Source organism: Serratia nevei (genome assembly GCF_037948395.1).
Lineage (GTDB): Bacteria > Pseudomonadota > Gammaproteobacteria > Enterobacterales > Enterobacteriaceae > Serratia > Serratia nevei.
This window is the reverse complement of record NZ_CP149940.1, coordinates 1668504-1682072: the sequence shown is the minus strand read 5'-3', so window position 1 is coordinate 1682072 and position 13569 is coordinate 1668504. Positions and strand designations below refer to the sequence as shown.

Below are 13569 nucleotides of genomic sequence, written 5' to 3'. Positions count from 1 at the left end.
CGGAGTTATCCCATGCTGACCATTTGGGGTCGTGAGAATTCGAACAACGTCAGGAAGGTGCTGTGGTGCGCCGCCGAACTGGGGCTGAGCTATACCCACATCAACGCCGGCGGCGCGTTCGGCAAGGTGAACGAAGAAAGTTACCGCGCGCTGAACCCGAACGGCCTGGTGCCGCTGCTGCAGGACGATGACTTCGTGCTGTGGGAATCCAACACCATCGTGCGCTACCTGGCGGCGAAATTCGGCGACGCGACGTTCTATCCGCAAGATCTGCAGGCACGCGCCGCCGCCGAGAAGTGGATGGATTGGACCACCTCGACCATCGTCCCGGCCTTCACCATCGTCTTTTGGGGCCTGATCCGCACCGCGCCGGAATTGCGCGACATGGCGAAAATCGAAGCGGCGATCGCCACGCTGGAAAAACACTTCGACGTCATTGAACAGGCGCTGGCACATCAGCCTTACCTCTCCGGCGACGCGTTCGGCTTTGGCGATATTCCGCTCGGCAGCTTCGCCTACGCCTGGTTCGAGATGCCGATCGCCCGCCGTTCGCGGCCGAACATGGAGCGCTGGTATCAGCAGCTGCGCACTCGCCCCGCCTACCAGCGCGGCGTGATGAGCGAACTCACCTGATCGCTGCGGGGCGTTACGACGCCCCGACTTTCAGCAGCTTGCCGTCCTGCTCGTCCGTCAGCAGATACAGGTAGCCATCCGGCCCGCTGCGTACCTCGCGAATGCGCTCGCCGCGATCGCCCAGCAACCGCTCTTCCGCCACCACCTTGTCGCCTTCCAGCGTCAGGCGAATCAGTTCCTTTTGCGCCAGCGCGCCGATGAACAGCGAGTGCCGCCAGGCGGGGAAGCGCTGCCCGTCATAAAACGCCATGCCGCTGAGGCCGGGCGAAACCCGCCAATAGTGCAGTGGCTGTTCGGTGCCGGGCACCCGTTCCCCCCTGGCCTCCGGGATCGGCTGGCCGGAATAATTGATGCCGTAGGTGGCCAGCGGCCAGCCGTAGTTTTTACCCGGCTGCGGGAGGTTGAGCTCATCGCCGCCGCGCGGGCCGTGCTCGTGCTCCCAGATCGCGCCGCTCCACGGGTTCAGCGCCAGCCCTTGCGGATTCCGGTGGCCGTAGGACCAAACTTCCGGCCGTTTGCCGGCCTGGCCGACCCAGGGGTTGTCCGGCGGCACTGCGCCTTCGGCGGTCAGCCGCACCAGCTTGCCCTGCAGCTTGTCGGTCTCCTGCGCCGTCGGCCGCTGGTTGTTTTCGCCCAGCGCGATAAACAGGTAGCCCTGCCGGTCGAACGCCAGCTTGCCGCCGAAGTGATTGCCGACCGACAGCTTGGGCAGCTGGCGGAAGATCACCTTGAAGTTTTCCAGCCGCGCGCCGTCTTCGCTCAAACGGCCGTAGCCGACCGCCGTGCCGGCTTTGCCGCCCTCGCCCGGTTCGGCGAAGCTGAGGTACACCCGGCGGCTGGCGGCGAAGTCGGGGGCCGGCAACACCTCCAGCAGGCCGCCCTGCCCCTCGGCGTAAACCTGCGGCACGCCGGCGATCGGCGGCGACAGGCCTTTGCCCTGCTGCCACAGCCGCAACCGGCCGGGCCGCTCGGTGATAAGCAGGCCTTGTTCCGCCGGCAAAAAGGCCAGCGACCACGGGTGTTCCAGGCCGTCTTGCAGTTGGCTGACCGTCGGCGCGGCGTGCAGCAGGCCGCTGCACAGCAGCAAACCGGCCAGCAAAGTCAATCGGGGCATGGCATCCTCCTGGAGGTGAAATGACCCGTTTAGTGTAGCCCACTCAGCGGGCGCGGTCGTTTGCATTACATTTCAACAGGTTGCCTTTTGGCCGCAGTGTGCTTAAGTTAACGCATCACCCAGGAGGAATCATGGACATTACCGTTACCGACGCGATTGACGAACACACCCTCGATGCGATCAGGCAAGGCCTGCGCGCTTACAACCTGCCGCATATCGACGCCCGTCACCGCAAGCCGCTCAGCGTCTATGCGCGCGACGAGGCCGGCACGGTGATCGGCGGGCTGACCGCCGAAACCTGGGGCAACTGGCTGAGCGTCGAGTGGCTGTGGGTGGCGGACTCCCAACGCGGCAGCGGCCTCGGCGGCCGGTTGATGCGCGCCGCCGAACGCGAGGCGCAGGCGCGCGGCTGCCGCTACGCTCGCCTGGATACCTTCAGCTTCCAGGCGCGGCCGTTCTACGAAAAACTCGGCTATCAGCTGCAAATGACGCTGAAAGAGTATCCGGTGGAACATGAGTGTTATTTTCTCACCAAAACCCTGACTGATTAATGGATGGACGGATGGACAGCAAAAGCATGGTGGTGAACTGTGTGGCGTACAAAGCCGGCCAACGGCTGGGCGAAGTGACCATCGACGATATCAGCGAGGTGGTCAAACAGCCGGACACCTTCGTCTGGCTGGGGCTCCGGCAGCCGGAACCGGCGTTTATGCGCAAGGTGCAGGAGGAGTTCGGCCTGCACGATCTGGCGATCGAAGACGCGCTGTGCGCGCACCAGCGGCCGAAGCTGGAGACCTACGGCGATTCGCTGTTCATCGTGGTTAAAACCGCGCAGTGGGGCGAGCACGACGAAATCGAATACGGTGAAACCCACTTCTTCGTCGGCAAAAACTTTCTGGTGACGGTGCGCCACGGCGCCTCGCCCAGCTACGCGCCGATCCGCGCCAAGGCGGAAGAGAACCGCAAGCAGATGTGCCGCGGGCCGGGCTTCGCCCTCTATTCGGTGCTGGACTTCGTGGTGGACAACTACCGCAGCGTGGTGGCGCGCTTCGAGAGCACCATCGAGAATATCGAAGCCAACATGTTCCAGTCGGAGTTCGATCAGGCGGCGATCGAGAACGTCTATACCCTGCGCCGCCATCTGCTGGCGCTGCGCAACGCCGCACTGCCGATGGATGAAATCTGCAACCAGCTGATCCGCCTGCACGAAGAGGTGATCCCGAAAGAGCTGCGCGCCTACGTGCGCGACGTGCAGGATCACGCACATCAGGTGGTCAGCAATATCGACGACATGCGTGAAATGCTGACCAACGCCATGCACGTCAACCTGGCGCTGGTGACGGTCAAGCAGAACGAAGTGGTGAAACGGCTGGCGGGCTGGGGGGCGATTTTGGCCATTCCGACGGTGGTCTTCAGCCTGTACGGCATGAACTTCGCCGACATGCCGGAGCTGAAGTTCCCGTGGGCCTACCACGCCACGCTGGGGGTGACCGCCGTCGGCTGCATTTTCCTGTATCAGAAGCTGAAGAAATCGGGCTGGCTGTAAACGCCAAAACGGCGGCTGTTGCCGCCGGCAAAAATCCTCTGCGGGGCAGCCCGCCCCGCCGCTTCAATACAGCAGCGGCCGCCGATCGCGATGCACGTGATTGTGGCGGCCGATGCGCTTGTCATCGGCCGCGCCGATATCCATCGATGCCAGCACCATGCCTTCGCCCGCCAGGCTCTGCGTCAACGGGTAACCGTCGGCGTCGACGATCGCCGAGCCGCCGATCCACGCGACGCCGCGCTCCGTTTCGCAACGATCGCACACCGCGATGAACAGCCGATTGACGGCGGCGTTGGCCTGCGCCTTCACCATCTCCGCCGGCCGTTCGCCCTGCGGGCGCGGCGCCAGCGGCCAGTTGACCGGCGCGCACAGCAACTGAGCGCCGGCCAGCGCCGGCAGCCGCACCCACTCCGGGAATTCGAGATCGTAGCAGATCATCACCGCCAACCGGCCAAAGCGGGTCTCGATGACCGGCGGTGGCCGATCGCCGGCGGTAAAAATGGTGCTCTCTTCGTGCCACAGGTGCGCTTTGCGATAAATCGCCCTCACCCCCTGCGCATCGATCAATGCCGCACTGTTGGCCACCTCGCCATCGGGCAGGCGCTCGCAGAAACCGGCGACGATCGCCACATCCAACTCGCGCGCCAGGGCTCCCCACAGGCTGAGGCTCGGCCCGTCTTCGGCCTCGGCCAACGCGCGCGCCTCCGCCTTATCGCGCAGCACGTAGCCGCTGTTCACCAGCTCCGGCAGCACGATGACGTTGGCGCCGCACTGCGCCGCCCGGCGGATCGCCTGGGCGGACAGCGCCCGATTGTGTTCCGCTTCCCCGACCCGCAACGCTAACTGGCAGCATGCGACGCTGATTTTTTCCTTCACTCCCGTTCTCCTTCCAATAAACCCTCGCAGCACAACGCCACCCGCCGTTCGGCTTCAAGATCGAGCTTCCGGCACATCACGACATAAACGCTCCCGGCCACCAGCAGGCCGACCAGAAAAGCGATATCCGCACCGCCCAGTAAAACAGCAAAGGGGCCGGTGTAAAAGCCCAACGTCATGAACGGCACCATCGCCAGCAGGCCGATCGCGTAGGCCGTCAGGCCGGAGCGCCCCCAGCGGCCGTAGATCCCCGCCGGGTTGAAGATTTCACCGATCGCGTAATGCCCGCCGCGCACCACGTAAAAGTCCATCAGATTCACCGCCGTCCAGGGCACCAGGAAATACAGCATCAGCAGCACGAAGGTATTGAAGCTGGCGAGATAGCTCGCCGGGATAGCCAACGCCACCGCAAACACCGTCAGGGCGACGACGCCAATGCCGATCATGCGTAATCTCAACGTCGGCGTCACTTTACGGAACGCGTCAATCGCGCTGAGGCTGGTCAGCATCGCGCCATAACAATTGACCGCCATGATGCCGACCAGCGAGGGCACGGCGATCAGCACGGCCAGCGTGCCAAATCCCGGGTAAACGGCATTACCCACCGCCTGTACGCCGCCGATCGCATCGGGGGCCGGTAGGGCTGAGGCCAGAAATGCGCCCAGCGACATCAGCCAAAGCGCCGATCCGGCCGCCCCCAGATAAGTCCAAAAGATCACGTTGGTAGACGGCGTTTCCTGCGGCAGATAGCGCGAATAGTCGGAAACGTACACCGCGTAGCTGATCTGGTAGCCGGCGGCGGCCGACAGCTGAATCAAAAAGGCCGCCCACGAGAAATGCCCGGCGCCGACGGCGGCATCCATCCGCAGCGACAACACGGCGCCGATCGTCAGCACGCCGAACACCGCCATCATCACATAGGTCAGCCAGCGCTGCACCGCATGCAGCATATCGTGGCCGACGATCGCCAACAGCACGGCCACCGCGATCAGCAACGCATACCAGGGCAGACGGTGGCCCGGCAACACCGTGTTGATCGCATCGGTCGCGAGAATAACGTTGAACACGTTGAAGCCGATGTAAACAAACACCACGGCGGCAAAGGGAACGATGGCGCCACGCAGGCCGAATTGGGCCCGCGACTGGATCATCTGCGGCAGCCCCATGCGCGGCCCCTGATTGGCATGACACGCCATGAAGAACGTGCCGAACCCTACGCCGGCGGCAATGGCCAGCATCGAATAAAGCGCGCCCAACCCCAACGCAGGGCCGGTGAAACCGACCACCATCGTCGTCAAAACGAAATTACCGGTAAACCAAAACGGCGCCTGATGCCAAACCTTGCCATGCCGCTCGTGACGGGGCACATAGTCTATCGAGCGCACTTCAATTTTTGGGCGTGACGCCACATTGCGATTGTTCATGTTCCACCTCGTCGCGATCATTAGCCTCGTCTCAACGCTCGGTTTGCGGCTGCAGCTGCGCTGCCGGGCGGCTCAACAGGCTGCCCAACACGAAGGCGATGCCGCCGCCCAGCAGGCCGCCGTAGATTGGGCTGTTGGCGTCGATGCCGTGCCAGGCCATCAGCCCCACCACGCACAGGCTGCCGGTCAGCATGCTGGCAATGGCGCCGGCGCTGGTGGCGCGCGGCCAGAAGATCGCCCCCACCAGCGGGATCAGCATGCCGCCCACCAACAGGTTGTAAGCCAGCGTCAGCGCCGCCAGCACGTCGCGTACCACAAACGCCAGCCCCAGCATGACCACGCCCATGAGAAGCGTGGTGAAGCGCCCGGCGGCCAACCCGCCGGAAGGTTTGCGCCGGATGGCCGGCAATACGTCCTCCAGCGCGATGGTGGAAGAGGCCAGCAGGCAGGCGCTGGCGGTGGACATCAGCGCTGCCAACGCCGCGGCGGCCACCAGCCCGCTGACGCCGACCGGCAACACCGCCTGCGCGATGGCGGCAAAGGCGCCGTCGGTGTTGCTGAGCGACGGCAGTACGATCTTGCCGGCCATGCCGATCAGCGCGCCGGTCACGCCGTACAGCACGCAATAGACGCCCGCCCCCAGCCCGGCGAAGCGCGCCACGTTGGCGCTGCGGGCGGTAAACACCCGCTGCCAAATGTCCTGGCCGATCAGAATGCCGAAGAAGTAGATCAGGAAGAACACCAGAATGGTGTCCAACCCGATCGACGACAGTTGGTAGTAACCGGCGGGCAGCAGGCTGGTGAAGGCTTCCCAGCCGCCGGCCTTGACGATGCTCATCGGCATCAGCACCAGCATCATGCCGACGGTCATGATGATGAACTGAATGATATCGGTCAGCGTCAGCGACCACATGCCCCCCAGCGTCGAATACAGCACCACCAGCCCGCCGCCGAGCAGGATAGACGCGCTGAACGACAGGCCGAACATCACCTGCATCACGCTGCCGATGGCGATGATCGAGGTCACCGCCACCATCAGGTCATACGCCAGCATGATCGCGCCGCTGGTGACCCGCGCCGCCGGGTGATAGCGCCGCGACAACACCTGGCTGACGGTATACAGCTTCAGCTTGAGCAGCGGCTTGGCCAGCACCAGGCTCAGCACCACGATGCCCAGCCCGAGCGCGCCGCACAGCCAGACGCCGGAGATGCCGTAGGTGTAGCCGAGTTTGACGCTGCCGATGGTCGACGCGCCGCCGAGCACCACCGCCGACAGCGTGCCCAAATACAGCCCCGGCCCCAGATTGCGCCCGGCGACCAGATACGCCTCTTTGGAATTGGCGCGGCGAATGCCCATCCACCCCACCGCGCCTATCACCAGAAAGTAAAACACCACGACCAGCAGATCGAGATTCATGGGTACCTCCACTCCGTTGTTATTGTTATCAGGGGCCCCGACGCAACCGCTCCGCCGGTAGGGTCAGCGCACCGGCCTCAGCGGGCCGGCAGCACGCACAACATTTCAAACAGCAGGTTGGCGGCCAGCAGCGCCGTGTTGCCGGAGCGATCGTAAGGTGGCGACACCTCCACCACGTCGCCGCCCACCAGGTTCAGCCCGTGGCAGCCGCGCACGATCTCCAGCCCCTGCCAGACCGACAGCCCGCCGACTTCCGGCGTGCCGGTGCCCGGTGCGAAGGCCGGATCCAGTCCGTCGATATCGAAGCTGAGGTAAACCGGCGCATCGCCCATCTGTTCGCGGATCTCCGCCATCAGCGGCGTCAGCGACCGGTGCCAGCAGGCCTCGGCCGGCACCACGCGGAAGCCCTGGCGCCGTGACCAGTCGAAGTCGTCCGCCGCATAGCCGCTGCCGCGCAGGCCAATCTGCACCACCTTTTCCGGCGCCAGCAGCCCCTCCTCGAACGCGCGGCGGAAGGTGGTGCCGTGCGCCAGCTGTTCGCCGAACATCTCCTCATTGGTGTCGGAATGCGCATCAACGTGGATCAGCCCGACCGGGCCATGCCGACGGGCGACGGCGCGCAGCACCGGCAGCGTCAGCGTGTGGTCGCCGCCGAGCGTCAACGGCATGCAGCCGTGCGCCAGGATCTCGTGGTAAGCCGCCTCGATGCGCTGCACGCTGTCCGCCAGGCTGTAAGGGTTGATGGCGACATCCCCCAGATCGGCCACCTGCAGCCGTTCGAACGGGGCGGAGCCGGTGCCCATGTTGTAAGGGCGGATCATCACCGACTCCTGGCGGATCTGGCGCGGGCCATAGCGGGTGCCGCTGCGGTTGGAGGTGCCGATATCCAGCGGAATGCCGACAAAGGCGGCATCCAGACCGTGCGCCTGGTCGGCCGCGGGCAGGCGCATCATGGTGGGAATACCGGCAAAGCGCGGCATGTCGTTACCGCTTTGGGGTTGGTTCAGCATGGCGTTTCCTTGTCTTTATCTGCGATGAATTGAAACATTTGAGCAACATTCGCAGACTACCCCGTTGGCCACCCCGGCTACCATTCCCGCTTTTGCATGTAAACATCGAAAAACGCGATGCAACTAACTTATTGAAGTATTGATTTTTATTTCCAATTCATGCCATAAGGAAGGCCATATCTTCAGCGCCGCCCCTATTTCTTCGATGTTAAAAATGGGTTAACCGGCCGACGTTCTGCGGAGGGGGAATGCTCACCAACCTAAGCGATATCGATCTGAAACTGCTGCGGGTGTTCGTCGCGGTGGCAGAAGCCCAGGGCGTCAGCGCCGCGCAGGAAACGCTGCTGATGAACCAATCCACCATCAGCACCCACCTGGCCTCGCTGGAAACCCGGCTGGGTTTTCGCCTGTGCCAACGCGGCCGCTCAGGCTTCCGGCTGACGCCCAAGGGCGAACGCATGCTGATCGCCTGCCGTTCGCTGTTCAACGCCGCCCGCGACTTCACCCGGGTCAGCCAGTCGCTGAACGGCCTGCTGACCGGCGATCTGCAGATCGGTCTGGTGGATAATCTGGTTTCGCTGCCGGGCAACCCGTTCAGCCAGGCCATCAAACACTTCCAGCGCCGACATCAGGACGTGCAATTGCAGTGCCGCATCTGTTCACCGAACGAGATTGAGCAGGGGCTGCTGCACCGGCAGCTCGATCTGGGCATCGGCTACTTCGGCCAACAGTTGGAGGCGTTGCGTTATCAGTCATGGCTGGAGGAGACGCAGGCGATCTACTGCAGCGCGGATCACCCGCTGTTCGCGGTGGAAGAACCGGAGCGCGAGCAGATTGAAAACGCGCGTTGGGTCAAGCGCGGCTACCTGCTGGCGCAGCAGCTGTGCCCGATCGCGCCGCCTCACCTGGCTGCGGTGGCCCACCATATGGAAAGCGTCGCCCATCTGGTACTGAGCGGTTCCTGTCTCGGCTACCTGCCCACCCACTACGCGGCGCGCTGGGTGGAACAGGGGCTGCTGCGGCAGCTGGGCGGCGCGGCGCTCTCTTACCGCGCCACGCTCAGCCTGGTCAGCCGCCCTGTCCAGCCCGACGAGGCGTTGAACGCGCTGCTGGAGGATTTGGCGCGCGCCGCACGCCAATCACCTCATCGCTGAGAGGCCAGCGCCCGATTCATGGCAAACAGCGTGCCGGTTAAAGACAGGATGAGGAGCCCGATGATGGCCCAAGCAAAAGAGGCCGCTCCGCCCTTGTCGAGCAGCATGCCGCCGATCGCGCCACCGGCGGCCACGGCGGTATTCCAGCCCGTCGTATACATGGACTGCGCCACGTCGGCCGCGCGGCCGGAAAGGCGTGACAATGCCGTCTGCGTGAGGGTGGCGAAACCGCCGAAAGCCACGCCCCACAATGCGACCGCGAGATAAACCATCGGGGCTATCCGTCCCCCACTCCCCAGCAGCACGGCGGCGAGGGCAAAAATGACGATGCTCATCACCGTAAGAGATTGGACTCGTCGATCGACCAGCATCCCGGCGACGCCCAATCCGGCAATCGCGCCCAGCCCGAAGATAAACAGTACGATGTCGACCCGCTCGGATAACCCCGACGGCTTGAGGAAAGGCTCCAGGTAGATATACAGAATGTTGTGGGCAACGATGAAGGTGAACACCACGAACAGCACGGCGCGGATCCCGCATTGCAAGAATACGCCGCTCAGAGACGGGCGATGCGCCTTAGCCTGGCCGGGGAAATCCGGCACGATGGCGATGATCCACACCACGAGCATCACCGCCATCAACGTCATCAGGCCAAAGGCGCCCTGCCAGCCGATGGCTCGGCCAAGCAACGTGCCGAGCGGTACGCCGAGCACCAGCGCCAGGGTGGCGCCGGCGCCGGAGATCGCAATAGCGCGGCCGCCAAGATGGGCCGGTGACATGCGCACGGCGTAACCGGCCAGCAAGGACCAAACGATGCCGCCGAAAACGCCGGCGAAGAAACGCGTCGCCAATGAGACGTGGTAATCATGCGACAGCGCCGTGACGAGGTTGACGATGGCAAAGCCGCCGATCGCGCTCAAGAGCAAGGGGCGGCGCCGCATGCCCTGCGTCAATGCGGTGAGCGGAATGGCGGCGACCAACGCCCCCACCGCATAGGCGGTGATGAATTGCCCCGCCAGGCTTTCAGACACGCTCAAATCGCCCGCGATCGAAGAAAGCACGCCCGCCGGCATGATCTCGGTCAGCAGCGTGATGAAAGCGGCCATCGCCAACGCCAGCAGGCCCCCCAGCGGCAACCGCTCGCTGCTCGCGGCAGGCGCAGATATCGTCGTTTGATTCATCAATCACTCCCCATTCAAAGATGTTTCCGCCCATTGCGGATGACGTTTGCATCATGCTGCCCACTCGCCGATAAAAGAAAAACAGGCTAAAGTGAATAACACTCATGACATAAAGGTCATCAATAGAATGGAAGCCTATGGAAAGCTTGGGTTCTCTCGACGTTTTCGTGCGGGTCAGTGAAAGCCGCAGCTTCACGGCGGCCGGGCAACAGCTGGGGATCTCCGCGTCGGCGGTCAGCAAAACCATCGCCCGGCTGGAGGAACGGCTCAACGTGCGGTTGTTTCACCGCTCCACCCGCACGGTCAACCTGACGCCGGAAGGCGCCTTGTTCCTGGAGAGGTGCCGACGCATTTTGAGCGAGGTGAAAGGCGCGGAAGCCGAACTGTTGCAAACGCGAGGAACGCCCCAGGGTAAGCTGCGCATCAGTCTCCCGTCGCTGGGCACGCTTTTCATGCCAAAACTGGGGGACTTCAAGCGCCGCTATCCTGAGATCGAGCTGGATATTGATTATTCGGATCGGTTGGTTGACGTGATTGAGGAAGGTTTCGATGCCGTTATCCGCAGCGGCACCCCGAGCGATTCACGGCTGGTTGCCCGTCGGTTGGGGACCTGCCGCAAGGTTTTCGTTGGCGCGCCAAGCTATTTCAGCCAAGCGGGTATGCCGAGCAAGCCCGAGGATCTGACAAGCCATGCCCGTTTGCATTATCGCTTTCCCAGCACCGGCAAACTGGATGTCTGGCCGCTGGGGGACAAGACGGAGACGATCCCCGAACGGCCGGCCAGCATGGTGACAAATACCCTCGATCCGCAGGTGTGCTTCGCGGAGCAAGGGCTCGGCATCGCTTATTTGCCGGAGATCGCCGTGCGCAGACAGCTGGAACAGGGTAGCCTGGTGACGGTTCTGGATGAATACGACCGCGAGAACATGGTTTTTCATGTCCTCTGGCCGTCGGGCCGCCACCTGTCAGTCAAAATCAGGCTGTTCGTCGACTTTGTGACGAGCCACCTTTTCCCGCTTTAAACGACGTATGCTGCCTTAACTGACCGGCATGCGCGCCGGATCGGGATACTGGTACTCAAAACCCAGCTCGTTGCAGATGCGGTTGCCGTCCACCAGCCGCTCATCCTGCTCCGCTTCGTCGGCGAACTGCGGCGGCTCCAGGTGCAGCTGCTCGGCCAGCGCCGGATAAAATTCGCGTTTGGCCGGATGACGCGGCGCGCACAGGTTGTACACGTGACCGCCCTTCGGCAGCTTCAGCAACAGCTGGATGGCGGCGATGACGTCGTCCTGGTGCACCAGATTCACCCCCTGCGAACCGCCCTTCACATCGAGCTTGCCCGCCAGGAAGCGACCGGGGTGACGATCGGCGCCCACCAGCCCCGCCAGCCGCAGAATGTCCACCGAGGTGTTCGGCAATTCATGCAGCCAGCGCTCCAGCTCGGCCAGCACCCGGCCCGACGGCGAGACCGGCCGCAGCGGCGACTCTTCGCGCAGCGTGCCGGCGGTTTCGCCGTACACCGAGGTGGAACTGGTAAAGATCACCCGCGGCACGCCGAAGGCCATCGCGCTGTCCACCAGCATACGCACCGCATTGAAATAGTTCTCGCTGCCTTCGACGGTGCGGCGAGCGGGCAGCGTCACCACCAGCGCATCCACGCGCAGCAGCGATTCCAGATCGTCCGGATCGCACACCAGCTCCGGCGTCAGCTCCAGTTGATAGCATTCGATGCCGCTCATGCGCGCGGCCTCGACGCCGTCCGGCGTGGTTTTGCTGCCGACCACATCATACCCGCGCCCCATCAGCGACAGCGCCAACGGCATGCCCAGCCAACCCAAACCAATAATGGCTACCTTTTTCATCCTCTTCCTCTCCTGAAGATCGCAGCGCCCTACCCCTAAGGCTACGCCACTGTGCACGGCGATACAATCTGCCCGGCTTAAGGTTAGGTAAAGCCGTCTGTGGCTAATAACCTAACCTGTTTCAATAAATTAAATTTATGACGTTAAAAAAGGGTTGCGCGGTGGACAGCGGATAGTTTAGCTTAATTGGCATACGGTTTTTACCGGCTTTTGATTAGAGAAAAACACCATGACACGCGTTCAGTTCAACCACCATCATCACCATCACCCTGACTAGTCTTTCAGGCGATGAGTGCTGGAAGACGGTTTGTTAATCTTCCAGTGGCGCGCAGAACGCAAGAGAGAGCCCTCGGAAGATTTCTTCCGAGGGTTTTTTTTTGGCTCCGGACAGACAGAAAAGAATAGTTTTTACAATAAATTCATAAAATTACAGATTAAACAGAGGTTACCATGCTGGACAAGACACGTTTACGGATCGCAATGCAGAAGTCGGGCCGCCTGAGCGATGAATCCCAGGAGCTGCTGGCGCGCTGCGGCATCAAGATCAACCTGCAGCAACAGCGCCTGATCGCCTTCGCGGAAAACATGCCGATCGATATCCTGCGCGTGCGCGACGACGACATTCCGGGCCTGGTGATGGACGGCGTGGTCGATCTGGGCATCATCGGCGAAAACGTGCTGGAAGAAGAGCTGCTCAGCCGCCGCGCTCAGGGCGAAGACCCGCGCTACTTCACCCTGCGCCGCCTCGATTTCGGCGGCTGCCGCCTGTCGCTGGCCACCCCGCTCGACGCCGAATATACCGGCCCGCAAAACCTGCAGGACGCCCGCATCGCCACCTCTTACCCGCACCTGCTGAAGCAATACCTCGACAAGCAGGGCGTGCGCTTTAAATCTTGCCTGCTGAACGGCTCGGTGGAAGTGGCGCCGCGCGCCGGCCTGGCCGACGCCATCTGCGATCTGGTCTCTACCGGCGCCACGCTGGAGGCCAACGGCCTGCGCGAAGTGGAAGTGATCTACCGCTCCAAGGCCTGCCTGATTCAGCGCGACGGTGAAATGCCGGAAGCCAAGCAGCAGCTGATCGACCGCCTGATGACCCGCATTCAGGGCGTGATCCAGGCGCGCGAATCCAAATACATCATGCTGCACGCGCCGAGCGAGAAGCTGGACGAGATCGTCGCGCTGCTGCCGGGCGCCGAGCGCCCGACTATTCTGCCGCTGGCCGGCGCGCAGAACCGCGTGGCGATGCACATGGTGAGCAGCGAAACCCTGTTCTGGGAAACCATGGAAAAACTGAAAGCGCTCGGCGCCAGCTCGATTCTGGTGCTGCCGATTGAAAAGATGATGGAGTAACG

General features: G+C 63.0%; 14 protein-coding genes and 1 other annotated feature. Of the genes, 7 read left to right on the top strand and 7 right to left on the bottom strand.

Translation table 11 applies throughout. From position 1 onward, the window contains the following. Positions 1–12 precede the first annotated feature (12 nt). Positions 13–633, top strand: coding sequence for a glutathione S-transferase family protein (locus V8N38_RS07950; protein WP_060440323.1), 621 nt, complete (start codon positions 13–15; stop codon positions 631–633). A 13-nt stretch (positions 634–646) separates the two neighbouring features. Here V8N38_RS07950 and V8N38_RS07945 read toward each other — a convergent pair whose 3' ends face one another. Then, positions 647–1747, bottom strand: coding sequence for a PQQ-dependent sugar dehydrogenase (locus V8N38_RS07945; RefSeq protein WP_060440324.1), 1101 nt, complete (start codon positions 1745–1747; stop codon positions 647–649). A gap of 131 nt (positions 1748–1878) precedes the next feature. Here V8N38_RS07945 and V8N38_RS07940 point away from each other — a divergent pair, with 131 nt between their 5' ends. Together V8N38_RS07940 and V8N38_RS07935 are read left to right on the top strand one after the other, a co-directional pair. Then, a complete protein-coding gene (locus tag V8N38_RS07940; RefSeq protein ID WP_041034264.1) occupies positions 1879–2298 on the top strand; it encodes a GNAT family N-acetyltransferase in 420 nt (139 codons plus the stop codon). Between the two features lie 11 nt (positions 2299–2309). Then, positions 2310–3293, top strand: coding sequence for a magnesium and cobalt transport protein CorA (locus V8N38_RS07935; protein WP_055312326.1), 984 nt, complete (start codon positions 2310–2312; stop codon positions 3291–3293). 63 nt (positions 3294–3356) lie between these two features. On the opposite strand, the gene V8N38_RS07930 is transcribed toward V8N38_RS07935, so the two are convergent. The 4 genes from V8N38_RS07930 to speB form a co-directional block, all read right to left on the bottom strand. Next, entirely contained in the window at positions 3357–4169 is an 813-nt protein-coding gene (locus tag V8N38_RS07930) for a nitrilase-related carbon-nitrogen hydrolase (RefSeq protein ID WP_100396922.1), read from the bottom strand. Beyond that, positions 4166–5593, bottom strand: a complete 1428-nt coding sequence (locus V8N38_RS07925) for a purine-cytosine permease family protein (RefSeq protein ID WP_147839512.1) — start codon at positions 5591–5593, stop codon at positions 4166–4168. Before V8N38_RS07925 ends, V8N38_RS07930 begins: the two co-directional genes overlap by 4 nt. A 31-nt stretch (positions 5594–5624) precedes the next feature. Then, positions 5625–7010, bottom strand: a complete 1386-nt coding sequence (locus V8N38_RS07920; RefSeq protein ID WP_102984970.1) for a sodium:solute symporter — start codon at positions 7008–7010, stop codon at positions 5625–5627. Between the two features lie 77 nt (positions 7011–7087). Then, the gene (speB, locus tag V8N38_RS07915; protein WP_033637774.1) at positions 7088–8020 is read right to left on the bottom strand and encodes an agmatinase; all 933 of its coding nucleotides are present in this window, start codon (positions 8018–8020) and stop codon (positions 7088–7090) included. A gap of 248 nt (positions 8021–8268) precedes the next feature. On the opposite strand from speB, the gene V8N38_RS07910 reads away from it, so the two are divergent. Next, positions 8269–9174, top strand: a complete 906-nt coding sequence (locus tag V8N38_RS07910; protein ID WP_060421547.1) for a LysR family transcriptional regulator — start codon at positions 8269–8271, stop codon at positions 9172–9174. Here V8N38_RS07910 and V8N38_RS07905 read toward each other — a convergent pair. After that, a complete protein-coding gene (locus V8N38_RS07905; RefSeq protein WP_141958632.1) occupies positions 9165–10355 on the bottom strand; it encodes an MFS transporter in 1191 nt (396 codons plus the stop codon). The two genes, V8N38_RS07910 and V8N38_RS07905, sit on opposite strands and share 10 nt — an antisense overlap. 137 nt (positions 10356–10492) lie before the next feature. On the opposite strand from V8N38_RS07905, the gene V8N38_RS07900 reads away from it, so the two are divergent. Further along, entirely contained in the window at positions 10493–11377 is an 885-nt protein-coding gene (locus V8N38_RS07900) for a LysR family transcriptional regulator (protein WP_147839513.1), read from the top strand. 15 nt (positions 11378–11392) lie between these two features. On the opposite strand, the gene V8N38_RS07895 is transcribed toward V8N38_RS07900, so the two are convergent. Then, positions 11393–12217: an SDR family oxidoreductase gene (locus V8N38_RS07895; protein ID WP_015377257.1), complete on the bottom strand. Its 825-nt coding sequence runs from the start codon at positions 12215–12217 to the stop codon at positions 11393–11395. A gap of 229 nt (positions 12218–12446) precedes the next feature. On the opposite strand from V8N38_RS07895, the gene hisL reads away from it, so the two are divergent. Then, a complete protein-coding gene (hisL, locus tag V8N38_RS07890) occupies positions 12447–12494 on the top strand; it encodes a his operon leader peptide (protein WP_100396937.1) in 48 nt (15 codons plus the stop codon). After that, positions 12470–12596, top strand: a sequence feature (His leader region). It overlaps the preceding gene by 25 nt. 71 nt (positions 12597–12667) lie before the next feature. Beyond that, entirely contained in the window at positions 12668–13567 is a 900-nt protein-coding gene (hisG, locus tag V8N38_RS07885; protein ID WP_049202244.1) for an ATP phosphoribosyltransferase, read from the top strand. Positions 13568–13569: the final 2 nt, after the last annotated feature.